This window comes from Streptantibioticus cattleyicolor NRRL 8057 = DSM 46488 (genome assembly GCF_000240165.1).
In the GTDB taxonomy this organism is placed as follows: Bacteria; Actinomycetota; Actinomycetes; order Streptomycetales; family Streptomycetaceae; genus Streptantibioticus; species Streptantibioticus cattleyicolor.
This window is the reverse complement of record NC_017586.1, coordinates 1,957,060-1,983,973: the sequence shown is the minus strand read 5'-3', so window position 1 is coordinate 1,983,973 and position 26,914 is coordinate 1,957,060. Positions and strand designations below refer to the sequence as shown.

At 74.2% G+C, this 26,914-nt stretch carries 24 protein-coding genes and 1 tRNA gene; 11 read left to right on the top strand and 14 right to left on the bottom strand.

Going from position 1 to position 26,914, the window contains the following annotated elements:
• Positions 1-168 precede the first annotated feature (168 nt).
• On the top strand, positions 169-1,014 hold the full coding sequence (locus SCATT_RS08710) for a TetR/AcrR family transcriptional regulator (protein ID WP_014142632.1): 846 nt from the start codon (positions 169-171) through the stop codon (positions 1,012-1,014).
• A 73-nt stretch (positions 1,015-1,087) separates the two neighbouring features.
• Positions 1,088-1,687: a histidine phosphatase family protein gene (locus SCATT_RS08705; protein WP_014142631.1), complete on the top strand. Its 600-nt coding sequence runs from the start codon at positions 1,088-1,090 to the stop codon at positions 1,685-1,687.
• 28 nt (positions 1,688-1,715) lie between these two features.
• Here the strand turns inward: SCATT_RS08705 and SCATT_RS08700 are convergent, their stop codons facing one another.
• A complete protein-coding gene (locus tag SCATT_RS08700; RefSeq protein ID WP_014142630.1) occupies positions 1,716-3,059 on the bottom strand; it encodes a hypothetical protein in 1,344 nt (447 codons plus the stop codon).
• Between the two features lie 219 nt (positions 3,060-3,278).
• Between SCATT_RS08700 and SCATT_RS08695 the strand changes: the two genes are divergently transcribed.
• Positions 3,279-3,731, top strand: coding sequence for a hypothetical protein (locus tag SCATT_RS08695; protein ID WP_014142629.1), 453 nt, complete (start codon positions 3,279-3,281; stop codon positions 3,729-3,731).
• Positions 3,732-3,915: 184 nt separating this feature from the next.
• Positions 3,916-4,773 (top strand): spermidine synthase, encoded by an 858-nt coding sequence (locus tag SCATT_RS08690; protein ID WP_014142628.1) that lies wholly within the window; start codon positions 3,916-3,918, stop codon positions 4,771-4,773.
• 19 nt (positions 4,774-4,792) lie between these two features.
• Here the strand turns inward: SCATT_RS08690 and SCATT_RS08685 are convergent, their stop codons facing one another.
• On the bottom strand, positions 4,793-5,305 hold the full coding sequence (locus SCATT_RS08685; protein WP_014627722.1) for a hypothetical protein: 513 nt from the start codon (positions 5,303-5,305) through the stop codon (positions 4,793-4,795).
• A gap of 44 nt (positions 5,306-5,349) precedes the next feature.
• Between SCATT_RS08685 and SCATT_RS08680 the strand changes: the two genes are divergently transcribed.
• The 3 genes from SCATT_RS08680 to SCATT_RS08670 all read left to right on the top strand — a co-directional run bounded on the left by SCATT_RS08680 (position 5,350) and on the right by SCATT_RS08670 (position 9,014).
• Positions 5,350-6,051 carry a response regulator transcription factor gene (locus tag SCATT_RS08680; protein WP_041824571.1) on the top strand — a complete coding sequence of 234 codons (702 nt, stop codon included), beginning with the start codon at positions 5,350-5,352 and terminating at the stop codon, positions 6,049-6,051.
• Complete coding sequence (locus SCATT_RS08675; RefSeq protein ID WP_014142624.1) at positions 6,048-7,475, top strand: sensor histidine kinase; 1,428 nt, start codon at positions 6,048-6,050, stop codon at positions 7,473-7,475. The genes SCATT_RS08680 and SCATT_RS08675 overlap by 4 nt, the downstream gene beginning before the upstream one ends.
• Positions 7,476-7,580: 105 nt before the next feature.
• Entirely contained in the window at positions 7,581-9,014 is a 1,434-nt protein-coding gene (locus SCATT_RS08670; protein WP_014142622.1) for a cellulose binding domain-containing protein, read from the top strand.
• Between the two features lie 19 nt (positions 9,015-9,033).
• Here the strand turns inward: SCATT_RS08670 and SCATT_RS08665 are convergent, their stop codons facing one another.
• The 4 genes from SCATT_RS08665 to SCATT_RS08650 all read right to left on the bottom strand — a co-directional run bounded on the left by SCATT_RS08665 (position 9,034) and on the right by SCATT_RS08650 (position 11,765).
• Positions 9,034-9,384 carry a chorismate mutase gene (locus SCATT_RS08665; protein WP_014142621.1) on the bottom strand — a complete coding sequence of 117 codons (351 nt, stop codon included), beginning with the start codon at positions 9,382-9,384 and terminating at the stop codon, positions 9,034-9,036.
• Between the two features lie 83 nt (positions 9,385-9,467).
• Positions 9,468-9,543, bottom strand: a tRNA-His gene (locus SCATT_RS08660).
• A 111-nt stretch (positions 9,544-9,654) separates the two neighbouring features.
• Positions 9,655-10,269, bottom strand: coding sequence for an oligoribonuclease (gene orn, locus SCATT_RS08655; RefSeq protein WP_014142620.1), 615 nt, complete (start codon positions 10,267-10,269; stop codon positions 9,655-9,657).
• Positions 10,270-10,274: 5 nt separating this feature from the next.
• Positions 10,275-11,765, bottom strand: a complete 1,491-nt coding sequence (locus SCATT_RS08650; protein WP_014142619.1) for a GlxA family transcriptional regulator — start codon at positions 11,763-11,765, stop codon at positions 10,275-10,277.
• Positions 11,766-12,629: 864 nt separating this feature from the next.
• On the opposite strand from SCATT_RS08650, the gene SCATT_RS08645 reads away from it, so the two are divergent.
• Entirely contained in the window at positions 12,630-13,151 is a 522-nt protein-coding gene (locus tag SCATT_RS08645; RefSeq protein WP_014142618.1) for a universal stress protein, read from the top strand.
• A 37-nt stretch (positions 13,152-13,188) separates the two neighbouring features.
• On the opposite strand, the gene glmS is transcribed toward SCATT_RS08645, so the two are convergent.
• The 6 genes from glmS to SCATT_RS08615 form a co-directional block, all read right to left on the bottom strand.
• On the bottom strand, positions 13,189-15,003 hold the full coding sequence (gene glmS / locus SCATT_RS08640; RefSeq protein ID WP_014142617.1) for a glutamine--fructose-6-phosphate transaminase (isomerizing): 1,815 nt from the start codon (positions 15,001-15,003) through the stop codon (positions 13,189-13,191).
• A gap of 139 nt (positions 15,004-15,142) precedes the next feature.
• Complete coding sequence (locus SCATT_RS08635; protein WP_014142616.1) at positions 15,143-15,418, bottom strand: hypothetical protein; 276 nt, start codon at positions 15,416-15,418, stop codon at positions 15,143-15,145.
• Positions 15,419-15,508: 90 nt separating this feature from the next.
• Positions 15,509-16,678, bottom strand: a complete 1,170-nt coding sequence (locus SCATT_RS08630; RefSeq protein ID WP_014142615.1) for an acyl-CoA dehydrogenase family protein — start codon at positions 16,676-16,678, stop codon at positions 15,509-15,511.
• On the bottom strand, positions 16,675-17,634 hold the full coding sequence (locus SCATT_RS08625; RefSeq protein ID WP_014142614.1) for a hydroxymethylglutaryl-CoA lyase: 960 nt from the start codon (positions 17,632-17,634) through the stop codon (positions 16,675-16,677). The genes SCATT_RS08630 and SCATT_RS08625 overlap by 4 nt, the downstream gene beginning before the upstream one ends.
• Positions 17,631-19,646 carry an acetyl/propionyl/methylcrotonyl-CoA carboxylase subunit alpha gene (locus tag SCATT_RS08620; protein ID WP_014142613.1) on the bottom strand — a complete coding sequence of 672 codons (2,016 nt, stop codon included), beginning with the start codon at positions 19,644-19,646 and terminating at the stop codon, positions 17,631-17,633. The genes SCATT_RS08625 and SCATT_RS08620 overlap by 4 nt, the downstream gene beginning before the upstream one ends.
• A gap of 13 nt (positions 19,647-19,659) precedes the next feature.
• Positions 19,660-21,330 (bottom strand): carboxyl transferase domain-containing protein, encoded by a 1,671-nt coding sequence (locus SCATT_RS08615; protein ID WP_014142612.1) that lies wholly within the window; start codon positions 21,328-21,330, stop codon positions 19,660-19,662.
• Between the two features lie 161 nt (positions 21,331-21,491).
• On the opposite strand from SCATT_RS08615, the gene SCATT_RS08610 reads away from it, so the two are divergent.
• The 3 genes from SCATT_RS08610 to SCATT_RS08600 all read left to right on the top strand — a co-directional run bounded on the left by SCATT_RS08610 (position 21,492) and on the right by SCATT_RS08600 (position 24,296).
• Positions 21,492-22,079 carry an SACE_7040 family transcriptional regulator gene (locus SCATT_RS08610; RefSeq protein WP_014142611.1) on the top strand — a complete coding sequence of 196 codons (588 nt, stop codon included), beginning with the start codon at positions 21,492-21,494 and terminating at the stop codon, positions 22,077-22,079.
• 173 nt (positions 22,080-22,252) lie between these two features.
• Complete coding sequence (locus SCATT_RS08605) at positions 22,253-23,410, top strand: acyl-CoA dehydrogenase family protein (RefSeq protein WP_014142610.1); 1,158 nt, start codon at positions 22,253-22,255, stop codon at positions 23,408-23,410.
• A 7-nt stretch (positions 23,411-23,417) separates the two neighbouring features.
• A complete protein-coding gene (locus tag SCATT_RS08600) occupies positions 23,418-24,296 on the top strand; it encodes an acyl-CoA thioesterase (RefSeq protein ID WP_014142609.1) in 879 nt (292 codons plus the stop codon).
• A 22-nt stretch (positions 24,297-24,318) separates the two neighbouring features.
• Here the strand turns inward: SCATT_RS08600 and SCATT_RS08595 are convergent, their stop codons facing one another.
• Positions 24,319-25,113 (bottom strand): phosphatase, encoded by a 795-nt coding sequence (locus tag SCATT_RS08595; protein ID WP_014142608.1) that lies wholly within the window; start codon positions 25,111-25,113, stop codon positions 24,319-24,321.
• Between the two features lie 165 nt (positions 25,114-25,278).
• On the bottom strand, positions 25,279-26,775 hold the full coding sequence (locus tag SCATT_RS08590; protein WP_014142607.1) for a PucR family transcriptional regulator: 1,497 nt from the start codon (positions 26,773-26,775) through the stop codon (positions 25,279-25,281).
• Positions 26,776-26,914 lie beyond the last annotated feature (139 nt).

The window sequence follows — 26,914 nt, the reverse complement described above, 5'->3', positions numbered from 1 at the left end:
TGTACGTTGCCTACCGTACGCCGTACGGTAGCGAACGCGCACATCGGGGGCCGGTGTCCGCGGGCCGCCCGCCGGGTACGCGGTAGGACGCCGGGGGCCATCCCCGGGTTGCCTCACCGGAACCAGCAGTTCACCCACACCTCACCAGAGCCGGGGACCAGGCCGCAGATGACAGGAGAACCGGCGCCCGCGACCGACCGGCCGGCGCCCGCCACCACCCGACCGGCGCGGGATCCCGCGTCCGCCCGCCGCCGCCGTGCCCCGCGCGGCAGCCTCAACCGCGAACGCGTCCTTACCGCCGCCGTCGACCTGCTCGACCACGCCGGCCCCGACGCCTTCACCATGCGGGCCCTGGCGACCCGCCTCGGCGTCGGTACCATGGCCGTCTACAGCCACTTCAGGGGCAAGGACGAGATCGTCGACGCGGTGCGCGAACGTCTCTTCGGCGAGGTCGAACTGCCGCCGCGGGGCAGCGGCGCCACCCCCCGCGAGGAGGCCCGCGCCCTGTGCCTGGCCGTCTACCGGCTGCTCGCCGAGCACCCCTCGGTGCTGCGGCTGGTGACCGTGCGCCCGGTCCACGGCGACGAGGGAACGGCGGTGGTCGACCGGCTGCTCGGACTGATGCTGCGGGCCGGCCTCGGCCGCCGCGACGCCGCCCGCGCGCAGACCGCCCTGATGCAGTACACCGTCGGCTCCGCGCTGTGGGCCGCCCGAGGCCGCCAAGCCGCCGCCTGCGCCCCGCGAGCAACGGCCGCGCCCGGCAAGCCCGTTGACCCTGGCGACTCCGAAGAACCCGGTGCCTCCGGAGACCTCGGTACGCCCGCCGGCTCCGACCGCGCCACCCGGCTGCGGGCGCGTCTGGCCGCTCTCCCCGCGGAGCGCTACCCGTATCTGACGGACCTCGCCGACGAGGTCGCCGCCGCGCAGAACGGCCGGGACCACGGGACGGAGCAGTACGAGCACGGGCTCGACGCCCTGCTCGACGGGCTGCTGGCGGGCGCCGGGCAGGGGTGAGCGATGATGGGGGCGCGGGCCCGACGGGCCCGCGCACCACGTTCACCGGCGCAACGCAAGGAGGCCCGCCGGGATGGCACCGCGCATACTGCTCGTCCGGCACGGCCAGACCGACTGGTCACGGACCGGCCGGCACACCGGCCGTACCGACATACCCCTCACCGAGGAGGGCCGGCGCACCGCCCGCCTGCTCGGCGACCGGCTCCACCGCGCGTCCTGGCGCGCACTGCTCGGCGCCGACGTCGAGGTGCGCACCAGCCCGCTCTCCCGGGCCCGCGAGACCTGCGACCTGGCCGGCCTCGGCGAACGCGCCAAGGAATGGGACACCCTCGTCGAGTGGGACTACGGCGCCTACGAGGGGCTCACCCCCGAGGAGATCCGGCAGCGCCGCCCCGGCTGGCTGATCTGGCGGGACGGCGCCCCCGAGGGCGAGGGCGTCGCCGACGTCGCCGCCCGGGCCGACGACACCGTCGAGTGGGCCCGCTCGGCCGACCGCGACGTGGTGGTCTTCGCCCACGGTCACTTCCTGCGCGCGCTGTGCGCCCGCTGGCTCGGCCACGACCTCGCCTTCGGCGCCACCGTGCGCCTTTCGCCCGCCTCGCTCTCCATCCTCGGCTGGGCCTACGGCGCCCCCGCCGTCGAGCGCTGGAACGACACCGGCCACCTCGACTGACCTGCCCCCGCGCGAACGTCCGGGGCGGTCAGATCATCCGGGGCGCCGGACGGCCGGCCAGGAAGTCGCCCACCGCGCCCCGGTGACCGTACGGGCGCAGCTTGCGGGCGGCGGCGTGCAGCATCGCCTGGATCCGGGAGGACCGCACCCGTTGGTCCAGCAGACCGAGCGCCTGCCGGCCGGCCTCGGCGGCCTCCTCCGGCTCCCCGCAGGCCGCCAGGTCACCGGCCAACTGGGCGCTGTACAGCGCGATGTTGCGGCTGAAGTGCGGATCCTGCAGGGCCACCGCGCGCCGGGCGCAGTCCGCCGCCCGGCGCGCGTCACCCAGCCGGGACCAGCACTGCGCCTCCAGCCCGGCCAGCTCCGCCTCGCCGTAGAACGTCATCCACTCCGGATCCGCGTCGCCCGGCCCCCGGGCGTACAGCCGCGCGGCCCGCGCCAGCGCCCGCTCGCACGCCGTCCGGTCGCCGAGCACCGCCCAGCCGCCCGCCTCCCGCAGCGCCAGCAGCGAGCACAGCCGGGCCGAACCGACCCGCTGCGCCGCCTGCTGCCCGGCCTGCGCCGCCCGGACCGCCTCCCGGGGCCGGTCGTCGTCGCGGGCCAGGAACGACAGGTTGGAGAAGGCGTGCGCCTCCAGCCCGGCGTCGTCCGCGGTGCGCGCGGTGGCCAGCGCCTCCGCGTAGTGCGAGCGGGCGTCCGCGGGACGTCCGCAGTCGTGCGCCAACCACCCGACGGAGATGGCCAGTTCACCGGCCCCGGTGAACAGCCGGCCGGCCGTGGCCCGGTTGTACGCGGCCCGGTCCAGCAACTCGTGGGTGGCCCGCAGTGATTGCCCGGCGCGCTGGTAGAGGTCGTCGGCGCCGTGCCGGTCGTCCAGCACCCGGATGCATCTGACCACCTCCTCCACCGCCCGTACCTCCCCGCCGCCGATCCGGCGCGGCCCGGAGACCTCCGGCACCGGAGGGAGCGCGGCGGACAACGCGACCGCCGGGCCGCTGGTCATGAATGCGCGACGCAGCACGTCGCTCTCCTCGTCACTGTGATGATGGTCGCGGGCCGCCGGGGACGACCGTCGTCCGCCGCGCACCCGCTCCCGTGGCTCGAACCCCATCTCGGTGAGCGAGTAGCCCGGAAACATGTGCTTGAACACCCGCTCGTACGCGTAGTTGGGGCACCGGATCTCCCCGGCCTCCACGCGTCCGATGTAACGGGCGTCGCAACTCACCCGCTCGCCGATCTCCCGCGCCGCCCGGCGTACCGCCGCCGCGAACTCGCCCGGCGACAGGTCCCCGCGCAGCCGCCGGAACGCGGAGTTGGGGCCTGACGTGCGCGAGGCGTCCCCGGGGGCCGGGGATGCCGGTGAGGTTGCCATGGCGGGCCTCCGCTGACGGCGCTGCGGGCTGATCGGCGGCACGACCGTAGCGGCTCCGCTGAGCCGCTCGGGGGGTTTTCAACTACAAAACGGACATCTCACCCGCGATTCGCCATGAAGTGCCATCCTTTGCAGCGTTACGGAACCGTAGCCGTTGACGTCCTTCCGCGTTGGTCAGGGGGCAAGGCAGGGCGCGCCCGACTGCGAGGAGGGTTCACCGTGTTGGACACCGGTGAGGCACACAGGCCGTACGCGGCGAAGCGGTACGGCCGGTTCACCGCCCCGGCCCCGGGGACGACGACCGTCCCGGCCGCCCCGGACGGCGAGGCCGGCGTGGACTGCTGGGACCTGGTGACCGTGCCGTCCCGGCAGGGCCTGGAGGCGGTGGACATCCTGCGGCTGCGCACCGGCGTCGGCCCGGTGCTCCACGACCACACCGGGGACACCCTGGGCTTCCTGGTGCCGCCCGGCACCGCCGACTGCTGGGACCTGCCCGGCAGCGCCTGCACCGGCACCGACGGCCGGGCCCGCCGCTGGACCGACGACCCCCCGGTGGCCGGCGCCGGCTGGCTCGTCCGCCCCGAGGACGGCCACCAGGTCACCGACCCCGCCCAGCTCCGCCAGGCCCTCGGCGAAGCCGCCCGCACCCTTGAGGCCGCCGACCAGCTCTAGTGCCGTGTCGGCCAAGGTTTGCCCGGTAAGGAGCGGCGTCCGGTGCGGTGGATCGCAAGGCGCCGGATCGGCTTCGTAGTGGGCCTACTCGGTTGATCCGGCAACGCCGCGAGGCGCCGTGCCGGGCGTCGCGACGGGGCAAACCTTGGCCGACGCGGCACTGGGCCTCACCCATACTGGACGGATGGCAGCACGCACCACCAGGGCACGGGCCACCGGCGTCACCGCGGACGTCGGCGGCGGCACGGCGGCGCTGGTCCCCGACCCCGACCGGGCCCGCGCCTGGTCGCTGACGATCGACGGCGCACCCCAGTCCCACGTCGACCTCGACGACCCGGCCCGGCTCGACTTCGCCTACCAGCGCAGGCTGGGCCACGTGGTCGACCTGGTCGCCCCGCCGGGACGCCCGCTGCGCGTGGTCCACCTCGGCGGCGGCGCGCTCACCCTGCCCCGGTACGTCGCCGCCACCCGGCCGCGCTCCACCCAGCAGGTGCTGGAGATCGACGCCCCGCTGACCGAACTGGTCCGCCGGGAGCTGCCGCTGGACCCCGCCTGGCGGATCAAGGTCCGCCCGGTGGACGCCCGCGAAGGGCTCGCCAGGCTCCCCGAGGCCCACGCCGACCTGGTGATCGCCGACGTCTTCCACGGCGCCCGCACCCCGGCCCACCTGACCAGCGGGGAGTTCCTCGACGCCGTCCGCCGGGTGCTGCGCCCGGGCGGCACCTACGCCGCCAACCTCACCGACGGCGGCCGGCTCGCCTTCCTGCGTTCCCAGGCCGCCACCGTACGCGGCCGGTTCCGCCACGCCTGCCTGGCCGCCGACCCCGCCGTGCTGCGCGGCCGGCGCTTCGGCAACGCGCTGCTGCTCGGCAGCGACGAGGAGCCCCCGTACCCCGCGCTGAGCCGGCGGATCGCCTGCGACCCGCACCCCGGACGCCTCGAACACGGCCGCGCCCTGGCCGACTTCACCGCCGGCGCCCAGCCGGTCGGCGACGCCACCGCCACCGCCTCGCCGGCCCCGCCGCCGGACGCCTTCGACTGACCGGCGCCGCGCCGCGGGCTCACGAACCGTACGTCTGCACCGTCGGCGGATGGCCGTTCCAGGTGCAGAAGACCGACGAGGTGCGGTTGCCGGAGGTGAAGTCCACCCGGATCCACCCCGGTTGCTTCCACACCCGCATCGACCAGCCCGGCTCCGGGGTCGCCGAGACCAGCGTCGCCGACGAGGCGCCCATGTCGAGCGCGACCCGGCCGCCGGTGACCTGGTAGCCGCGCACCCCGCCGCCGCTGCCCGGGGTGGCCGACGGCGCGGCCGGGGTGGACGGAGCGGGCGGAACGGACGGCGACGGCCGCGCCGGAGCGCTCACCGAGGGCCGCGGCGCGGGCGGCGCGGAGGCCACCGCGCTCACCGAGGGCACCGGCTGCGCACCCGGCCCGCCCGCCGGCACCGGCAGGGCGCGCGGCGGATCGTAGACCGTGCCCGCCAGCACCGCGTGCACGCCCAGCCACGACAGCGCCACCGCCGTGCCGGTGGCCGCCGCCCACGCCCCGGCGTGCGCCAATCCTCTTCGCATGGCCGCCCATCCTGCCGCATCGCCCCACCGGTACGGTGCCGGGCATGGCAAGTGTGCTCGTGGTCGAGGACGACCAGTTCGTACGCTCGGCGCTCATCCGCCACCTCACCGAGGCCGGCCACACCGTGCGCAGCGTGGGCACCGCGCTCCAGGCGCTGCGCGAGGCGGCCCAGGTCCGCCTCGACCTGGTCGTGCTCGACCTCGGGCTGCCCGACCTGGACGGGGCGGAGGCGCTGAAGATGCTGCGGGCCGTCACCGACGTCCCCGTCATCGTGGCCACCGCCCGGGACGACGAGGCCGAGATCGTCCGGCTGCTCAACGACGGCGCCGACGACTACCTCGTCAAGCCGTTCTCGGTGCAGCACCTGTCCGCCCGGATGACCGCGGTGCTGCGGCGCGCCCGGGGGCCCCAGTCCGCCCAGGTCCTCGAAGTCGGGGCGCTGCGGGTGGACGTGGCGCGGCGCGAGGCGGCGCTGGAGGGCGCCGTACTCGACCTGACCCGGCGCGAGTTCGACCTGCTCGCCCACCTCGCCGCCCGCCCCGGCGTGGTGGTCGCCCGGCGTGAGCTGCTCGCCGAGGTCTGGCGGCAGTCCTACGGCGACGACCAGACCATCGACGTCCACCTGTCCTGGCTGCGCCGCAAGCTGGGGGAGACCGCGGCCCGCCCGCGTTACCTGCACACGGTGCGCGGGGTCGGCGTCAAGCTGGAGCCGCCCGCCGTCCCGGATCCGGGGCGGCCGGCATGAGATGGGCGCTGGTCAAGGTGGTGCTCGCGGTCACCGTGATGGTGGTGCTCGCCTTCGCGGTGCCGCTGGGGCTGGTGGTGCGGGAAATGGCCCGAGACCGGGCGCTGACCAACGCCGAACGGCAGGCCGCCGCCATCGGCCCGGCGCTCGCCATCACCACCGACCGCGCCCAGCTGGAACGCGCGGTGGCCTCCACCCAGGCCGGCGCCGACGGCCGGATCGCGGTGCACGTCCCCGCCGACGGCACCCGCCCCGGCGCCGTCATCGGCCACCCCCGCGCCCCGGCCGCCGAACTGGCCGCCACCACCCGGCTCGGCCGGGCCTCCACGGCGGCCGTGCCCGGCGGCTTCGCGCTGCTGCAACCCACCGCCGTCGGCTCCGGCGCGGTCGCCGTGGTGGAGGTCTTCGTCCCCGACCAGGACCTCGCCCGCGGGGTCACCGCCGCCTGGCTGGTGCTCGGCGGGGTCGGACTGGGGCTGGTGATCGGCTCGGTGGTGGTCGCCGACCGGCTCGGCACCCGGCTGGTGCGCCCCGCCGTCCGGCTCGCCGCCGCCGCCCGCGACCTGGGCCGCGGCGACCTCGGGGTGCGGCTGCGCGAGGACGGCCCGGCCGAACTGCGCTCCGCCGCCGCCGCGTTCAACGCCATGGCCGACCAGGTCTCCCAACTGCTCGCCAACGAACGCGAGTTGGCCGCCGACCTGTCGCACCGGCTGCGCACCCCGCTGACCGTGCTGCGGCTCGACGCCGCCTCGCTCGGCGAGGGCCCCGCCGCCGGGCGGATCGGCGCCGCCGTCGACCAGCTCGAACGCGAGGTCGACCAGATCATCCGCACCGCCCGCGCGCACACCTCGGCCACCGCCGCGGCCACCGCCGGCTGCGACGCCGCCGAGGTGGTCCGCGAACGCATGGCCTTCTGGTCCGCGCTCGCCGAGGACCAGGGCCGCCGGGCGCGCACCGCAGGCGTCGACCGCCCGGCCCGGGTGCCGGTGGCCCGCGCCGAACTGGCCGCCGCCCTCGACGCGTTGCTCGGCAACGTCTTCCGCCACACCCCCGAGGGCACCGCCTTCTCGGTGGACGTGCACAGCGGGGAGGACGCGGTGATCCTGCTCGTCTCCGACGCCGGCCCCGGCATCGCCGACCCGGACGCCGCGCTGCGCCGCGGCCACGGCGACGGCGGCCCCGGCTCCACCGGACTCGGCCTGGACATCGTGCGCCGGGTCGCCGAATCCACCGGCGGCGACGTGGCGTTGGGCCCCTCGGTGCTCGGCGGCACCGAGGTACGCCTCTGGCTGGCGCTGCGTCCCCGTTCCGGCGGTGGACGGCGCGGCCACCGGGTCGCCGGACGCCGGCGGGCGGCCAGGTCCCGTCCGGCGCCGCCCCCCGCGGACAAAGCCAACCTTTACCTCACCCGATCGCTTCCTTAAGGCCGCCATAAGAACCGCCGCCCACAGCCTGAACTGGGCTTTTGTCCGATTGCCTGCCGTTAGCGTGCTGCCGCCCCCCACCACCACGCGAAGGCAGGCAACACCATGAGCAGTTCGCACCGCCGCCGTCCCAGCCGCCGGGTCAAGCTCATCGGCGGCCTGGTCACCGCCGCCGCGGTGGCCGGGACCGCCGTCGCCCTGGCCGGCTCCGCCCAGGCCGCCCCGGTCGGTGCCGCCTACTCCAGGACCAGCGGCTGGAGCGGCGGCTACACCGGCCAGTACGTGATCAGCAACTCCACCGGCCAGGCGCTGACCGGCTGGACGCTCTCCTTCCGGCTCCCGGCCGGCAGCCGCATCAGCTCGCTGTGGAACGGCACCTACACCGTCGACGGCGACCAGGTCACCGTCAAGCCCGCGGACTGGAACGCCACCGTCGCCCCCGGCGGCTCGGTCACCGTCGGCTTCGTGGTCACCGGCGCCGCCGACCCGGCCGGCTGCCTGATCGACGGCGCCACGTGTTCGGTCGACAGCGGCCCGGCCCCCACCCCCAGCGGCCGGCCCACCACCGCGCCGCCCACCCCGACCGCGTCCCCCACCGGCCCCGCGCCCACCCCGACCTCCGGCACCGGGACCGGCACCGCGGCCACGGCCGGCTTCTCGCCCTACGTGGACACCTCCCTCTACCCGCCCTACGACCTGGTGGCGCAGGCCAAGGCGACCGGGGTCAAGCAGTACAACCTGGCCTTCGTCACCTCCGGCGGCGGCTGCGTCCCCAAGTGGGGCGGGGTGACCGACCTCGGTGCCGACGCGGTGGCGGCCCGGATCGGCGACCTGCGCGCGGCCGGCGGCGACGTACGGGTCTCCTTCGGCGGCGCCAACGGCACCGAACTCGCCGCCGCCTGCTCCTCCGCCTCCGACCTGGCCGCCGCCTACGGCAAGGTGATCGACGCCTACCGGCTCACCAAGGTCGACTTCGACGTCGAGGGCGGCGCCCTGGCCGACACCGCCGCCAACACCCGCCGCGCCCAGGCCATCGCCCGCCTCCAGCACGACCACCCCGGCCTGGAGGTCTCCTACACCCTGCCGGTGATGCCCACCGGGCTCACCCAGGACGGCGTCGACCTGCTGACCGACGCCAAGGCCCAGGGCGTGGACGTCGCCGCCGTCAACGTGATGGCGATGGACTACGGCGCCTCCTACAGCGGCGACATGGGCCGGTACGCCATCGACGCCGCCACCGCCACCCAGGCCCAGGTCAAGAGCGTCCTCGGGGTCACCGACACCGCCGCCTGGAAGAAGGTCGCCGTCACCCCGATGATCGGCGTCAACGACGTCGCCGCGGAGACCTTCACCGTCGCCGACGCCGCCGAACTGGCCTCGTTCGCCAAGTCCAAGGGGCTGGCGTGGCTGTCGATGTGGTCGGCCACCCGCGACAAGCAGTGCGCGGGCGGCGCCAAGAACTACGCCGACGCCACCTGCTCCTCGATCACCCAGAACCCCGGCGACTTCGCCAAGGCGTTCGCGGCCTACGGCGGCTGAGCGCCGCCACCGCCGGGCGTCAGCCCCGCGGCGTCTCCTGCGACGCGGACTGCTCGGCGATCGCCCGGTGGTGGCGCACCACCTCTTCGATGATGAAGTTGAGGAACTTCTCCGCGAACGACGGGTCGAGATGGGCCTCCTCGGCGAGCTGCCGCAGCCGTGCGATCTGCGTCACCTCCCGCGCCGGGTCGGCCGGCGGCAGGTCGTGCGCCGCCTTGAGCCGGCCGACCGCCTGGGTGCACTTGAAGCGCTCGGCGAGCAGATGCACCAGAGCCGCGTCCAGGTTGTCGATGCTGGCCCGCAGCCGCAGCAACTCCTGCCGGGCCGACTCCTCGATCCCGGTGGCCTGACCAACGTCCTGCTTGCTCAACGTGCTGATCCCTTCCCGCCCTCGGCCGGCCGTTCATGCGAGAAAGGCCCGACCCGGTCTCCCGGGTCGGGCCCTTCATCGGCTGGGGTGAGTGACGGGACTCGAACCCGCGACATCCTGGACCACAACCAGGTGCTCTACCAGCTGAGCTACACCCACCATGACCGGCGCTTTCCCGCACCGGCCGAGAAGAAGCATACAGGGTTTCGGGGGGTGCTCGCGCACACCCGCCGTCCGGGCCCCGGACCAGCGGGCCCGGGACCCCGGCGACTACCCCTGCGGCTCCTGGCCGGGCAGGACGTACTTGGCCGCGATGGTCCGCGCCGTCTCGCTGTCCGGGCCGGGCGCCGGTACGAAGACCGCCTCCCGGTAGTAGCGCAGCTCCGCGATGCTCTCCCGGATGTCGGCCAGCGCCCGGTGGTTGCCGTTCTTCCGCGGGGCGTTGAAGTACGCCCGCGGATACCAGCGGCGGGAGAGCTCCTTGACCGAGGAGACGTCGATGATCCGGTAGTGCAGATGCTGCTCCAGGGCCGGCATGTCCCGGGCGAGGAAGCCCCGGTCGGTGCCGACCGAGTTGCCGCACAGCGGCGCCTTGCGCGGCTCCTTCACGTACTGGCGCACGTACTCCAGCACCGCCTGCTCCGCCTCGGCCGGTGTGGTGCCGCCGGGCAGCTCGTCCAGCAGGCCGGAGGCGGTGTGCATGGCGCGCACCACCTCCGGCATCGTCTCCAGCGCCTCGGCCGGCGGCTTGATCACGATGTCCACCCCGTCCCCGAGCACGTTCAGCTCGGAGTCGGTCACCAGGGCCGCCACCTCGATCAGCGCGTCATGGCGCAGCGAGAGCCCGGTCATTTCGCAGTCGATCCACACCATCCGGTCGTTCATACGTCTCACCCTAAGGGGCGATCCCACGGTGCCGGGAGCGTCGGGCCGCGCCCGCCCGCCTGGGTCAGCCCCGCGGCCCCCTGGGCCAGCGACGGGCCCAGGCCGCGCCCGGCCGCCCGCCGTGCCGCGAGCCGGGCGCCGCGCTCACCCCGGTCGCCGCGCAGCCGCGCCGGAACGGACGAACCGGGGGCGCCGGCCACCTCGGGGCCCTCCGCCCGGCCGTGCTCGGACTGGCGGGCGGCGTACACCTCCGGCTCGCCGCGGCCGGGGCCGTCGCCGTCGGCGCGGCGTGGATGCGGCAGCAGATCACCGCGCGGGTCGCCGCGCTCCATCCGCTCGCCGCGGCCGTCCCGCTCGATCCGGTCGAACCGCTCCGCGCGCTCGCCGCGCCCGTCCCGTTCGCCCCGCTCCGCCTCCTGCGGCCGGCGGGCCCGGAACGCCGAACGGTACGAGGCCGGGGAGGCCCCCAGCTGCCGCCGGAAGTGCCCGCGCAGCGCGACCGGGGAACGGAATCCGCAGCGCCCGGCGACCTCGTCCACCGAGTAGTCGGAGGTCTCCAGCAGCCGCTGCGCCTGGAGCACCCGCTGGGTGATCAGCCACTGCAACGGGGCGCTGCCGGTGAGCGAGCGGAACCGGCGGTCGAAGGTGCGGCGGCTCATGTACGCGCGGGCGGCCAGCGTCTCGACGTCGAACTGCTCGTGCAGATGCTCCAGCGCCCACGCCACCACCTCGGCGAGCGGATCCCCGCCGATCTCCTCGGGTAAGGACCGGTCCAGGTAGCGCTCCTGCCCGGCCCCGCGCCGGGGCGGCACCACCAGCCGGCGGGCGAGCGCGTTGGCCGCGTCCGCGCCGTGGTCGGTGCGCACCACGTGCAGGCACAGGTCGATACCGGCCGCGGTCCCCGCCGAGGTGAGGATGTCGCCGTCGTCGACGAAGAGCTCCCGCGGGTCGACGTGGACCGACGGGTAGCGCTTGGCCAGCGTCGGCGCGTACATCCAGTGCGTGGTGGCCGGACGGCCGTCCAGCAGCCCGGCGGCGGCCAGCACGAAGGCGCCGGTGCACAGGCCGATGATCCGCGCGCCCTCCTCGTGGGCCCGGCGCAGCGCGGCGAGCGCGGCGGCGGGCGGCGGCTGGGAGATGGAACGCCAGGCCGGGACGACGACGGTGCCCGCCCGTCCCAGGGCGTCCAGTCCGTACGGAGCGGTCAGCTCCAGGCCGCCGGTGGTGCGCAGCGGGCCGTCCTCGCCCGCGCAGACCAGCAGCCGGTAACGCGGAACCCCGGCGTCCTGGCGGTCGACGCCGAAGACGGACAGCGGGATGGAACTCTCGAAGATCGGGCCGCCGCTGAACATCAGCACGGCGACGACTTCCTTGCGGCGCCGTGCGGAGAGTTTGCGGACGGCGGTCGCACCACCGGTGGCGGTGGCCGTGGCGGTGCGGGCGGGGGACGGGGTCGTGGCCTCCGTCGCCGCTCCGGTCCTGGAGTCCTGGGTCATGGCGGATGAGCCCCCCTCGGTCGACGCAACGTCCTTTCGGTACTGCACGTTTCCCCCGCCGTGTTACCCAAGATCGAATCTACTGTGTTCGCTCAGGATGAGGTGACAAGTTCACCATCCGGTACTAAGTCGACATGACAACTTGGCGCGAAGCGTTCGATCACGAAGCGTTGCACTCGTAGCGCCCGCTGGGAAGTACGCCTTGGCGGCATGGCCCGGTAACTCCCCGGTGCGGAGCGCTTCGTGCGCCCCCCGTCAGGACATTCGCGCTGGTGACGGGGGAGTTACGGAGCGGTGTGGGCGATGGGCGCACGGGTGCGGCAAGTTGGCCGAAAAGAATCGTAAGACCTGACCGAACTCCGTTGTGGTGCGCGGTTGTGCGCTCTGGGGCGCGACCGCATTCCGCGCGCGCCTTCGGCGCCGCCCACCGGGGTGGCGGGCCCGCCCCCGGCGCCCGGAGCGCGGGACGGCGTACCCGGCGGCGCACGGCGCCCATGACCGGTGCCGGCGTGCTCCGGACCGGCCGCCCGGGCCGTTTCCGGCGCGCTGTGATCCCCACGGCATACGGCATTTCCACGGCCGGACGGATTGGTTCCGTTACGCCGTCCGGCGGTGTGCGGCGATGACCGGTCCGGCATGAGGCGTTGCGCTTCGCGCCGAGCTCCGGCATTCTCTCGGAAACTCCGGGTAGTACACCTTGCGGTGAATCACTCGGCGCATCTGTGCAGCGACGCGCCGCCGCCGTACTCTGGAGGCAGCGGGAGGGCAACGCCCTAACCGGCCAAAAAGCCGGTCCCGCGGCCACCGCTGTCGTTGTCCGCTTCAGCGGCGCCTCCCGCGCCGCCTTCGCCGAAAAACCCCATCATGGCCGGATACGAGCTCCCCGACCCCGCCGACGGCAAACCGCTCGCCGATCCCACGGCGGAACGCCGGGCGGACACCGAAACGCGTCATTCCTGCGACCCGGCCTTCCAGCACGGCGTCGTCGTCGGCTTCGACGGCTCCCTCTCCAGCGAACGGGCGCTCGCCTATGCCATCGGCATGGCCCGCCGCCTGGGTTCCGGCCTGATCATCGTGCACGTCGCCAACCGGCTGCCGGCCACCGTGTGGGCCGGCTGCGAGCCCCCGGTCTTCGTGGACGTCCCCGACCACCGCACCGAGGTGCTCGGCCTGGAACTGGCCTGCGCCGACTACCTGTGCGACGTCTCCTGGATCCTGGTGGAGCGCGGCGGCGACATCTGCCACGAACTGGAGGAGGTCGGCCGCGAGTACGCCGCCGACGCCATCGTGGTCGGCAGCACCCACGGCATCATCGGCAAGATCTTCGGCTCGGTGGCCGGCCGCCTGGCCCGCCGCGCCCAGCGCCCGGTGATCGTGATCCCGTAGGGCCCCGGCGGATGTCCGCCGGGGCCCGTACCGCCGGCTACTCGACCGTGACCGACTTGGCCAGATTGCGCGGCTTGTCGATGTCCCGGCCGAGGGCCAACGCCGCGTGGTACGCGAAGAGTTGGAGCGGGACACCCAGCAGGATCGGGTCGAGTTCCACCTCGTTGCGCGGGACGACGAGGGTGTCGTCGGCGGCCTCCTGCGGCTGGTGGGCCACCGCAAGGATCCGGCCACTGCGCGCCTTGATCTCCTCCAGGGTCGCCCGGTTCTTCTCCAGCAGGTCGTCGTCGGGGACCACCGCCACCGAGGGCACCTCGGGCTCGATGAGCGCCAGCGGGCCGTGCTTGAGCTCCGAGGCCGGGTACGCCTCGGCGTGCACATAGCTGACCTCCTTGAGCTTCTGCGCGGCCTCCCGGGCCACCGGGTAACCCCGCACCCGTCCCACGAACATCATGCTGCGCGCCGTGGCGTACGTCCGGGCCAGCCGGGCGATCTCCGCCTCGCCGGCCAGGATCTCGGCGATCTGCCCCGGCAGCCGGCGCAGCCCCGCGATGATCCGCTTGCCGTCGCTGACCGACAGGTCCCGCACCCGGCCGAGGTGGAGCGCCAGCAGCGCGAAGGCCACCGCGGTGTTGGTGAAGCACTTGGTGGAGACCACGCACACCTCGGGGCCGGCGTGCACGTAGATGCCGCCGTCCGCCTCCCGGGCGATCGCGCTGCCGACCACGTTGACCACGCCCAGCACCCGGGCGCCCTTGCGCTTCAACTCCTGCACCGCGGCCAGCGTGTCGTACGTCTCGCCGGACTGGCTCACCGCGATGTACAGCGTGTCCGGGTCCACCACCGCGTTGCGGTACCGGAACTCGCTGGCCGGCTCGGCGTCCGCCGGGATCCTGGCCAGCTCCTCGATCAACTGGGCGCCGATCTGCCCGGCGTAGTACGCCGAACCGCAGCCGAGGATCTTCACCCGGCGCACCGCCCGCGCCTCGCGCGCGTCGATCCCGAGGCCGCCCAGGCGCACGGTGGCGAACCGGTCGTCGATCCGCCCGCGCAGCACCCGGTCGACCGCGTCCGGCTGTTCGAAGATCTCCTTGTGCATGTAGGTGTCGTGGCCGCCCATGTCGTAGGACTCGGCCTCCCACTCGATGGTGGTCGGCTCGGCCGACGTGCGGCTGCCCTCGGTGGTGTACGTGCGGTACTCACCGGCCTTGAGGGTGGCCATCTCCCCGTCGTCCAAGGTGATCACCTGGCGGGTGTGGCGGACCAGCGCGGCCACGTCGGAGGCGACGAACATCTCGTGCTCGCCGATGCCCAGCACCACCGGGGAGCCGTTGCGGGCCACCACGACGCGGTCGGCGAACCCCTGGTGGAGCACGGCGATGCCGTAGGTGCCCTCCACCCGGGAGAGCGCCTGCTGGACCTTGGCCTCCAGGGTCTTTGCCGAGGAGCGGCCGATCAGATGGGCCAGCACCTCCGAGTCGGTCTCCGAGGCGAACTCCACGCCGTCGGCGGCCAGTTTGGCCCGCAGCTCGGCGGCGTTGTCGATGATGCCGTTGTGCACCACCGCGACCTCGCCGGTGGCGTCCAGGTGCGGGTGGGCGTTCTCGTCGCTGGGCGCGCCGTGGGTGGCCCAACGGGTGTGGGCGATCCCGGTGGTGCCGGCGAACCGCTTCGGCAGCCGGGCCTCCAGCTCCCGCACCCGCCCCTTGGCCTTGACGGTCTTCAGTCCGCCCGACTTGCCGGTGACCACGACCCCGGCCGAGTCGTAACCCCGGTACTCCAGCCGCTGCAACCCCTCCAGCAGCAGCGGAGCGGCGTCACGCTTGCCGATGTATCCCACGATTCCGCACATGGTGGTCCCTCCCGTAGAAATGCGTGCCTGAGAAATGCGTGCCTGAGAAATGCGGCCCTGAAGAACGGGTGCCGGAAGAACGCGGCCCGGACGGAGCGCGCCCGCCGCTAACGATCAGCGGCCGGCCGGCTCCGGCCGGTCAGCCGTAGACGATGCGCCGCAGCTGACGCAGCGAGTACTGCGGCGCGGCCACCACGCGGTGCGGCAACTCCTCGGCGATCCGCTCGAAGATCTCCGGGTTCGCCAGCCCGCGTGCCTGGAGTTCGCGATGGCGCCGGCGGACGTACTCCTCCGCCGGCTCGTCGAAGTACGCCAGCACGTCCAGCACCACCCTGGCGGCCTCCCCGCGTCGCAGCGGTGTGGTGCGCACCAGGTGGTCGATCAGGTCGTCATGGGGCGTCCGGCGTTCGAGCACCGCTGTATCCTGCGCGATCCGCCCCCGGAAACGCAACATCCCTGCCCGATATCGGGCAGGGATGAGCGTGATCGTGGCCGCTTCCGAGGGCTACGCCGTGGGGAGGCCCAGCTCTCTGGCGATCAGCATGCGCTGCACCTCGCTGGTGCCCTCGCCGATCTCCAGGATCTTGGAGTCACGCCAGAAGCGGGCCACCGGGTATTCGTTCATGAAGCCGTAGCCGCCGTGGATCTGGGTGGCCTCCCGGGCGTTGGTGACCGCGATCTCGGAGGAGTAGAGCTTGGCGAGCGCCGCCTCCTTCTTGAAGGGGTCGCCGCTCAGCAGCCGCCAGGCCGCGTCCCGCCAGGCCAGCCGGGCGGTGTGGGCCCGCATCTCCATGTCGGCCAGCTTGAACTGCACCGCCTGGTTGGCGCCGATCGGCCGTCCGAACGCCTGCCGGGTCTTGGCGTACGCCAGCGACTCGTCCACACAGCCCTGGGCCAGCCCGGTGGCCAGCGCCGAGATCGCGATCCGGCCCTCGTCCAGTATCCGCAGGAACTGGGCGTAGCCCCGGCCGATCTCGCCCAGCAGGTTCTCCTTGGGCACCCGGCAGTCGGTGAACGACAACTCCCGGGTGTCCGAGGCGTTCCAGCCGACCTTGGAGTACGGCTTGGCCACGGTGAACCCGGGGGTGCCGGAGGGCACGATGATCGACGAGATCTCGGGGCGCCCGTCCGGCTTGCGGCCGGTGACCGCGGTCACCGTCACCAGGGCGGTGATGTCGGTGCCCGAGTTGGTGATGAAGCACTTGGTGCCGTTGATCACCCACTCGCCGGTGGACTCGTCCAGCCGCGCGGTGGTCCGGGTGCCGCCCGCGTCGGAACCGCCCTCCGGCTCGGTCAGCCCGAAGGCGCCCAGCCGCTCCCCGGAGCACAGCCGCGGCAGCCAGGTGCGCTTCTGCTCCGGCGTACCGAACCGGTAGATCGGCATCGCGCCCAGCGACACCCCCGCCTCCAGGGTGATCGCCACCGAGGAGTCGACCCGGGCCAGCTCCTCCAGCGCGATGCACAGCGCGAAGTAGTCGCCGCCCATGCCCCCGTACTCCTCCGGGAACGGCAGCCCGAACAGCCCCATCCGCCCCATCTCGCGCACGATCTCGTACGGGAACTCGTGGTCCTCGTAGTACTCGCCGATCTTGGGCGCGACGACGTCGTGCGCGAACTCCTCGACGGTGCGGCGCAGTTCCTCGTACTCGGCGGGCAGCCGGTGGTCGGTCGTCATGACGACTCCTCGTGGGAGAGGGCGCGAACGGTACGGGACGGGCTGGGTCGGCCCAGTTGTTCCGCCATCCACACGCTGGTGGCGGTGAGGCGGGTCAGATCGACCCCGGTGTCGATGCCGAGGCCGTTCAGCATCCAGACCAGGTCTTCGGTGGCGAGGTTTCCGGTGGCGCTCCTGGCGTACGGGCAGCCGCCCAGCCCGCCGGCGGAGGCGTCCACCGTGGCCACGCCGTGGCGCAGCGCGGCCAGGGTGTTGGCGAGCGCCTGGCCGTAGGTGTCGTGGAAGTGGACGGCGAGCCGCTCCGGCCCGAGCCCCGCCTCGCCCAGCGCCGTCAGCAACGCGGCGACGTGGCCGGGGGTGGCCACCCCGATGGTGTCGCCCAGGCTCAGCTCCTGGCACCCCAGGTCGGCCAGGCGCCGGGCAACCGCGACCACCTGGGGGACGGGCACCGCGCCCTCCCACGGGTCGCCGAAGCACATCGACAGGTAGCCGCGCACCCGCGCCCCGGCCTGCCGGGCCTTGGCCACCACCGGCTCGAACATGGCCAGCGACTCGTCCACCGTGCGGTTGAGGTTGGCCTTGGCGAACGACTCGGTGACGCTGCCGAAGACCGCGACCTCCCGCACCCCGAGGGCGAGCGCCCGCTCCAGCCCCCGTTCGTTGGGGACCAGCACCGGCAGCCGCACCCCGAGGCCAGAGACCAGGGGCATCAGCCGCTCCGCGTCGGCCAGTTGGGGCACCCACTTGGGGTGGACGAAGCTGGTCGCCTCGATGGTGGTCAGCCCCGCCTCGGCGAGCCGGCGGATGAACTCGGCCTTGACCTCGGTGGGCACCGTCGACTTCTCGTTCTGCAACCCGTCCCGGGCGCCGACCTCGTGAATGCGCACCCGGGCCGGCAGCCCCTCCTGGGGGACGGCCATCGGCAGCCCGGGGGCGGGCAGGGCGACACCGGTCATGACCGTTCCTCCTCGGCGGAGGCGGTGGGCAGCACCACCGCGAGCACCTGGTCCATAGCCACCGTGCTGCCGGGGGTGACGTCCAGCTCGGTGACGGTGCCGTCGTGCGGGGCGGCGATGACGTGCTCCATCTTCATCGCCTCCACCACCAGCAGCGACTGGCCCGCGCTCACCTCGTCCCCGGGGGCCACCTTGACCACGGTGACCGTGCCCGGCATCGGGGCGGTGAGCGTTCCGGCGTGGGCCGCCGCCGAACCGCCGTGCAACGCCGCCTCGACCGGGTCGTGGTCGGCGACCTGCCAGGCGTCCCCGTCCCGGCCCAGCCAGTCACCGGCGTGGCGGAAGAGGTGGGTGACCCCGGCCCAGTGCAGTATCACCCGGTCGCCGTCGGTGTGCAGCGCGGCGGCCACCGGCTCGGCGTCCCCGATCCGCACCTCGCCGTCGCGCACGGCGACCGTCACCGGCTCGTGGCCCGGCACCCGCAGGGGATGGCGAGTCCAGGCCGGCTCCGCGCCCAGCCGCCAGCCGCTGGGCACCGAGAACGGGTCGCGCCAGCCGTCCTCGGGCGGCGCCAGCGCGGCCTGGCGCAGCAGCGCGGCGGCCCCGTAGACCTCGTCGGGCACGCCGGCGTCGACCAGCGTGGCCGCCTCGCGGCCGATCAGCCCGGTGTCCAACTCCCCGGCGGCCACGGCGGGGTGGGCCAGCAGCCGACGCAGGAAACCGGTGTTGGTGTCGACCCCCAGCACCGTGGTCTCCGCCAGGGCCGCCCGCAGCCGGCGCAGCGCGGTGGCCCGGTCGGGGCCGTGGGCGATCACCTTGGCCAGCATGGGGTCGTAGGCGGTGCCGACCTCGGTGTCCACCGCGAGCCCGGAGTCCGTGCGGACCCCCTCGCCCTGAGGTTCGCGCAGCGCCAGCACCCGGCCGGCCGAGGGCAGGAAGTCGACCCGGGAGCCGTCCGGGGCCGCGGTGACCCGGGCGGTCTCGGCGCAGATCCGGGCCTCCACGGCGTGCCCGTCGAGGACCACCTCCGCCTGGCCGAAGGGGAGCGGCTCGCCACCGGCGATCCGTACCTGCCACTCCACCAGGTCCAGCCCGGTGATCAGCTCCGTCACCGGGTGCTCCACCTGGAGGCGGGTGTTCATCTCCATGAAGCAGTAGGCACCCGGGTCGGCGCCGGGCACGATGAACTCCACGGTGCCGGCGCCCACGTAGCCGCAGGACCGGGCGGCCTGCACGGCGGCCTCGCCCATGGCGGCCCGGGTGGCCTCGTCCAGCAGGACGGAGGGGGCCTCCTCGATCACCTTCTGGTGGCGGCGCTGCAACGAGCACTCGCGCTCACCGAGGTGGATCACCTGGCCGTGGCCGTCGGCGAGGACCTGGATCTCGACGTGGCGGGGGCCTTCGATCCACCGCTCGACCAGCAGCGTGTCGTCGCCGAAGGAACCGCGCGCCTCCCGCCGGGCCGCCGCGATCTCCTCGGCCAGCAGCGCGGGGTCGTGCACCAGCCGCATGCCCTTGCCGCCGCCGCCCGCGGACGGCTTGAGCAGCACCGGGGTGCCGATCTCCCGGGCCGCGGCGATGAGTTGGCCGTCGGTCAGGCCGCTGCCGTCGCTGCCGGGGACCACCGGTACGCCCGCGGCGCGGACGGTCTCCTTGGCGCGGATCTTGTCGCCCATCAGCTCGATGGCGTCGGCCGGCGGCCCGATGAAGACCAGCCCCGCCTCGGCGCAGGCCCGGGCGAACCGCGCGTTCTCCGCGAGGAAGCCGTACCCCGGGTGGACCGCCTGGGCCCCGGTGCGGGCGGCGGCCTCCAGCAGGCGCTCCACGGACAGGTAGCTGCCGACCGCCGGGGTGGGGCCGATGTGCACCGCGGTGTCGGCCTCGGCGACATGGCGGGCCCGGGCGTCGGCGTCGCTGAAGACGGCGACCGAGCGGATGCCGAGACGGCGCAGGGTGCGGATCACCCGGACGGCGATCTCGCCCCGGTTGGCCACGAGTACGGTGTCGAACATCTGGTGTTCCCCCCTACATCCGGAAGACGCCGTAGCCGGGAGCGCCCGGATCGCGCTGCGGCAGCGGCGCGTTGGCGCAGGCGGTCAGGGCGAGGCCGAGCACCGTGCGGGTCTGCAGCGGGTCGATGACGCCGTCGTCCCACAGCCGGGCGGTGGCGTAGTAGGCGTTGCCCTGTTCCTCGTACTGGGCGCGGATGGGCGCCTTGAAGCGCTCCTCCTCGTCGGCGGGCCAGCTCTCGCCGGCCGCTTCGAGCTGGTCGCGCTTGACGGTGGCGAGCACCGAGGCGGCCTGCTCACCGCCCATGACCGAGATCTTGGCGTTGGGCCACATCCACATGAAGCGGGGGGAGTAGGCCCGGCCGCACATCGAGTAGTTGCCGGCGCCGTAGGAGCCGCCGATCACCACCGTCAGCTTGGGCACCCGGGTGCAGGCCACCGCGGTGACCATCTTGGCGCCGTGCTTGGCGATGCCGCCGGCCTCGTACTGCCGGCCGACCATGAAGCCGGAGATGTTCTGGAGGAAGACCAGCGGGATGCCGCGCTGGTCGCACAGCTCGATGAAGTGGGCGCCCTTGAGCGCCGATTCGCCGAACAGGATGCCGTTGTTGGCCACGATGCCGACCGGGTGGCCGTGCAGCCGTGCGAAGCCGGTGACCAGCGTGGTGCCGTACTCCGCCTTGAACTCGGCGAACCGGCTGCCGTCCACCAGCCGGGCGATGACCTCGCGCACGTCGTAGGGGGTGCGGGGGTCGGCCGGGACCGCGCCGTACAGGCCGGCGGGGTCGACCACCGGCTCCTCGACCGGGGCGACCGGCCAGGGCAGCGGGGGCCGGGCGGGCAGGGTGGCCACGATCTCGCGGACCTGCCGCAGCGCGTGCGCGTCGTTCTCCGCGAGGTGGTCGGTGACGCCGGAGACCTTGGCGTGCACCTCGCCGCCACCCAGCTCCTCGGCGGTGACCACCTCTCCGGTGGCCGCCTTCACCAGCGGCGGGCCGCCCAGGAAGATGGTGCCCTGGTCGCGGACGATCACCGCCTGGTCGCTCATCGCGGGCACGTAGGCGCCGCCGGCCGTGCACGACCCCATGACGGCGGCGATCTGCGGGATGCCGCGGGCGGACATGGTGGCCTGGTTGTAGAAGATCCGGCCGAAGTGCTCGCGGTCCGGGAAGACCTCGTCCTGCTTGGGCAGGAAGGCGCCGCCGGAGTCGACCAGGTAGACGCAGGGCAGCCGGTTCTCCAGCGCGACCTCCTGGGCGCGCAGGTGCTTCTTGACCGACATCGGGTAGTAGGTGCCGCCCTTGACCGTGGCGTCGTTGGCGACCACCACGACCTCGCGGCCGGCCACCCGGCCGATCCCGGCGATCACCCCGGCGGCGGGGGCCTGCCCGTCGTACATGCCGTCGGCGGCCAGCGGGGCCAGTTCGAGGAAGGGCGAGCCGGGGTCGAGCAGCCCGTCGACCCGGTCGCGGGGGAGGAGCTTGCCACGCGCGGTGTGGCGCGCCCGGGCCCGTTCGCCGCCGCCCAGCCGGGCCGTGGCCAGCTTCTCCCGCAGCTCGGCGGCGAGCTCCCGGTGGGCCGCCGCGTTGGCGGCGTAGGCGTCGGACGCCGGATCGACGGCGGTGCCCAGCACCGGCGGCGCCCCCGCCCGGAGCGCCGTCCCCGGATCCCCAGTGGTCGTACGCATTGGCCTTCGAGCTCCCTTGCTCGCAGACGTCCCCAGACACGGCCGCCTCGGCCCCGGGCGTCGTACCGGACGGGCCGGATGGGACGCCGGTGGCGTTAGTGACCGTTAACCTCCTGCCCACACGTTAACGCGCGCTAACCTGTCTGTCTAGAATCTTTTTCATGCAGCAGTCGACCAGGGCCGGTGCCAGCCGGCGCGAGCAGATCCTCAAGGAGGCCGCCCAGCTCTTCGCCGAGCGGGGGTTCCACGGCGTCGGGGTGGACGAGATCGGCGCCGCGGTCGGGATCAGCGGCCCCGGGCTCTACCGCCACTTCGCGGGGAAGGACGCGATGCTGGCCGAGCTGCTCGTCGGCATCAGCGGGCGGCTGCTCGCCGAGGGCAAGCGCCGGGTGGCCGAGGCCGCCGGCTCCGGGGAGGCGCTCGACTCGCTGGTGCGCGGCCACACCGACTTCGCGCTCGACGACCGCCCGTTGATCACCCTGCACGACCGTGAGCTGGACCGGCTGCGCGAATCCGACCGCAAGCTGGTCCGCCAGCTCCAGCGGCAGTACGTGGAGCTGTGGGTCGAGGTGGTGCGCCGGGAGTACCCGCGGGCGGCCGAGGCGGAGGCGCGGGCCGCCGTCCACGCGGTCTTCGGACTGCTCAACTCCACCCCGCACCTGGGCCGCCCCGGGGCCCTGCCCGGCCGCGCGGCCACCGCCGCCCTGCTGCGCCGGCTGGCGCTCGGCGCGTTCGCCGCGCTCGGCTGAGCCGCCCCGGAGCCCCTCGTACCGGGGCCCCGGGAGACCGCGCCCCTGGACAGAAGCGGTGACCCGGAAGTAACTTGCTGAGCGCTTGCTTAGTACAACTTGGTACGTTCGACTCGGCCCGTTCGACTGTGCACCATCGCGCGGCCGGGAGAGCCGGAAGAGGGAGGCGCACAGTGCGGCGCACGGTGTTCAACGAGGACCACGAGGCGTTCCGGGCCACGATCCGCGACTTCATCGCCAGCGAGGTCGCCCCCGTCTACCACGAGTGGGAAGAGGCCGGCCACGCCCCTCGCGACTTCTACTACAAGCTCGGTGATCTGGGCGTCTTCGGCATCGAGGTGCCCGAGGAGTACGGCGGCGCCGGCGAGACCAGCTTCAAGTACAACGCGGTCATCAGCGAGGAGTGCGCCCGCGCCGGGGTCAGCTTCGGCGGCAGCAGCGTGCACACCGCGCTGTGCCTGCCCTACCTGCTCAAGTACGGCAACGAGGAGCAGAAGAAGCGCTGGCTGCCGAAGTTCGTCACCGGCGAGCTGATGACCGCCATCGCCATGACCGAGCCGGGCACCGGCTCCGACCTGGCCGGCATGAAGACCACCGCCAAGCTGTCGGAGGACGGCACCCACTACGTCCTCAACGGCGCCAAGACCTTCATCACCGGCGGCGTGCTCGCCGACCGCGTCCTGGTCTGCGCCCGCACCTCGCCGGCCACCCCGGAGGACCGGCGCGGCGGGATATCGATCCTGGTGGTCGACACCAGCAGCGAGGGGTACGCGGTCGGCCGCAAGCTGGAGAAGCTGGGCCTGCGCTCCTCGGACACCGCCGAACTCTCCTTCACCGACGTCAAGGTGCCGGTCGAGGACCTGCTCGGCGAGGAGGGCAAGGCCTTCTCCTACCTGACCCACAACCTGCCGCAGGAACGTCTCGGCATCGCCGTGGGCGCCTACGCGCAGGCCGCCGCCGCCGTCCGGTTCGCCACCCAGTACGTCAAGGAGCGCACCGTCTTCGGCCGGACCGTCGCCGAGTTCCAGAACACCAAGTTCGTCCTCGCCGACTGCCAGGCCGAGGTGGACGCCGCGCAGGCGGTGGTCGACCGCGCCCTGGAGGCGCACGACGCCGGGGAGCTGACGGTGGCCGACGCCGCCTCCGCCAAGCTGTTCTGCACCGACGTCGCCGCCCGCGTCATCGACAAGTGCCTCCAGCTGCACGGCGGTTATGGCTACATGCTGGAGTACCCGATCGCCCGGCTGTACGCGGACACCCGCGTCTCCCGCATCTACGGCGGCACCAGCGAGGTCATGCGGTCGATCATCGCCAAGTCGATGGGGCTGTGAGGACCGGGTGAACGCGGCGCTGCGGTCCCTGCTCGACCTGCTCGACCTGGAACGGATCGAGCGGGACATCTTCCGCGGCTTCAGCCGGCCCGCCGTCGTCCCCCGGGTCTTCGGCGGGCAGGTCGCGGCCCAGGCGCTGGTGGCCGCGGGGCGCACGGTTCCCGCCGAGCGCCCCGCGCACTCCCTGCACGCCTACTTCCTGCGCCCGGGCGACCCGGGGGCGCCCATCGTCTACGAGGTGGACCGGATCCGCGACGGCCGCTCCTTCACCACCCGCCGGGTGGTCGCCGTCCAGCACGGTCAGCCGATCTTCCACCTGTCGGCCTCGTTCCAGGTGTACGAGGACGGCATGGAGCACCAGGAGGCGATGCCGCAGGCGCCCGACCCCGAGTCGCTGCCGACCGCCGAGGAACTGCTGCCGGCGCACGCCGACCGGTTCCCCGAACCGGGCACCGTGGAACGGCTGTTGGAGGCGCGGGCCGCGGTGGACCTGCGGTACGCGCAGGATCCGCCGTTCCTCACCGCGGGCCGGCCGCGCGAGCCCCGTTCGCAGGTGTGGTTCCGCACCCGCGGCAAGCTCGACGACGACCCGCTGCTCCACGTCTGCCTGGCCACCTACGTCTCCGACATGACCCTGCTGGACTCGGTGCTGCTGGCCCACGGGCGCGGCGGCTGGGCGGTCGGGGACGTGGTCGGTGCCAGCCTGGACCACGCGATGTGGTTCCACCGCCCGTTCCGGGCCGACGAGTGGCTGCTGTACGACCAGCGGTCCCCGTCGGCCTCCGGCGGCCGGGGCCTGGGCACCGCCCACATGTACACCCAGGACGGACGGCTGGCGGTCACGGTCATCCAGGAGGGCGTGGTCCGCGTCCCGCGCTCGCGGTGAGCGGCGGCCCGCCCCGCGCCGCTCAGCGGACCGGGGCCAGCCCGGCCGCGTTCAGCAGATAGGCGGTCATCGGCTCGTAGTGGTGCGGCGGCACGTGGTCGTCGAGCGGCACGGTGACCGCCAGGGTGCCCTCGGCCTCGCCGACGAAGAGCGCCGGGTCGTTGCAGTCGGCGTACCCGACCGCGTCGATGCCGCGCTGCGCCGCGCACCCGGCCCAGCCGTGGTCGGCGACGACCAGGTGCGGCAGGGGGCGGCCGGACCCCTCCAGGGCGTCGAGTATCGCCGTCATCGGCTCCGGCGAGTGGGTGTGCACCAGCGCGGCGTTGCGCAGCACCATGGCGACCCCGCTGATCTGCAGGACCCGGCCGTCGTCGGCGGGGAGCCCCTCGGGGATGGCGACGATCTCGCAGCCGGCCTGCCGCAGCGCCGCGACGGTCGCCTGGTGGACGCCGAGCAGCCCGCCGGGGTGGCCGGTGGCGACCAGCACCCGCTGGCGGCCGGCGGCGGCCTTGCGCAGGACGACGGCCATCCGGTCCAGCGCGTCCACCGTCAGCTGCGGGTCGATGGTGTCCTGCCCGGCCCGGTGGTCCCGGTCGGCGACGACGCCGCAGCGCTGCGCCATCAGCTCCAGCACCGCGTCCTCGTCCGTCCACCGCGTGCCGAGGTCGAGGCCGAGCCAGTAGTAGCGGTTGCCGGCGGCCAGTTCGCGGTAGTGGTCGAGGTTGTTCTCCCGGCTGGTGGCGACGTCACCGGCGATGCGGGTCCGCAGCAGGTGGTCGACGAGGTCCTGGCGGGAGGGGATGTGATCAGTGGGCATGACTCCATTGTCGCGTGCCCGGGAACGCCTGTGCGGCGAGCGGATGTCCGCGGTGCGGTCGGTCCAGGTGCACGCGGCCGTGGCGGCGCCGCCCAGCGTTCACCCGGACGGGCGAGTTTGGGCCGCCGTGCGTACGTAAGCGCCGTGTCCGTGCTCGCCCGTCGTTCATCCGTACCGCAGCGCGATCCACAGGTCCGTCCGCACGTCCGGGTCGTCCAGGTCGGCCTCCAGCAGCGCGGCGGCGCGGGAGACGCGCTGGCGGACGGTGTTGCGGTGCACCCCCAGCGCGACGGCCGTGCGGTCCCAGTTGCCGTACAGCGAGATCCAGGTGCGCAGGGTGTCGATCAGGGCGGGCGAGCCGGCGATCGGGGCGAGCCGGGAGCGGGCGTACGCGGCGGCCTCGGCGGGGGCGAGCAGCGCGGCGATGCCGGAGTGCGGGGCGGCGTGGCGCACCACCGGGACGCGCCCGGCCACCGCCCTGCGCAGCGCGCCGGCCGCCTGCGCGTCGGCCGCGGCCAGATCACCGGCGGCGGCCGGCGCGCCGACCCCGAACGTCCACCCCGGCCGCGCCGTGATCTCCCGGTCACCGGCCACCAGCGCGCGCAGCGGACCGTCGCCGTCACCGGCGGCCACCAGCGGCGTGCCCAGCGCGGCGGCCAGTTCGCCCGGGGCGGCGCCGTCCCGCACGCCGCCCGCACCGCGTACCGCGTGCACCACGGTCCACGACGCGGCGCCGTCCGCCAGCGCCTCGACCGCCCGCTCCGGCGGATCGCCCAGCAGCAGCCGCACCAGGGCCGCCGTGCGCCCCGCGTCCGACGCCCCCTGGTAGCCCCCGGTGAGCAGCGACAGCAGCACCGCCGCGAGGCCGGCCACCGCGTGGTCGGCCGGGTCCCGGCGCTCGGCGGCCAGGACGAGCACCAGGCCGCCGGAACCGCCGCCGGCCGGGCCCGCGGCGAGCGCGTAGGCGGCCAGCCGGGTGCCGCCCGCCGTGTCGGTGGCGGACGCCGGCGCCCCGGCCCGCCCCGGCCGCACCACCGCGGCCAGCGCCCGCGCCGCCGCCTCCACCCCGGCCGGGACGGCGGCCCCCGCCGCGTGCACCCGGGTACCGCCCGCGTCCAGCAGCCACGCCCGGCCGCCGAGGTGGTGGGCGAGGTGCCGCAGCACGGCCGGCACCGGATCGGGGCGCCCGGCCGCGGCCCCCAGCGCCCGCTGCGCCTCGGTGACCCGGCGCAGCTCGCGCTCCCGGGCCCGCGCCATCACCTGCCACACCGCCCGCGCCACCGCCGCGAACGGGGTCCGCGGCGCCACCTCGACCAGCGGCAGCCCGTGCCGTTCGCACGCCGCCACCAGCGCCCCCGGGGTCCGCTCGTGCACCGGCGCCAGCCCGAAGCCGAGCGCCGCCGCACCCCCCTGCACGGTGCGCGCCACGTACCGGTCCAGGTACTCCGCCCGCTCCTCGTCCACCGGGAAGTGGACACCGGCGGTCAACAACAGCTCACCGCCGAGCAGATACGGCACCGGATCGGCCATCTCACTGGCGTGCACCCACTGCACCAGCACCTCGCCGGCCGGGGGACCGGCGACCTGCCGCAACCCCGGCGCGGTCTGCGCGAGCAGTTCGGACAACGGGACGGCGGGGGTGGGCGGAGCGAGATCCGGCATGGACGATCCATCCATATCGGCGGTACGGAATGGAGGAAACGTACACTTCACCGCTGCCAGGCCGCCACCTAGGGTCGACGCACGGAAGGCGCCGGTTAACGTCCCGGCATCTCCCAAACCCCTCGAACGAGTGAAGGAA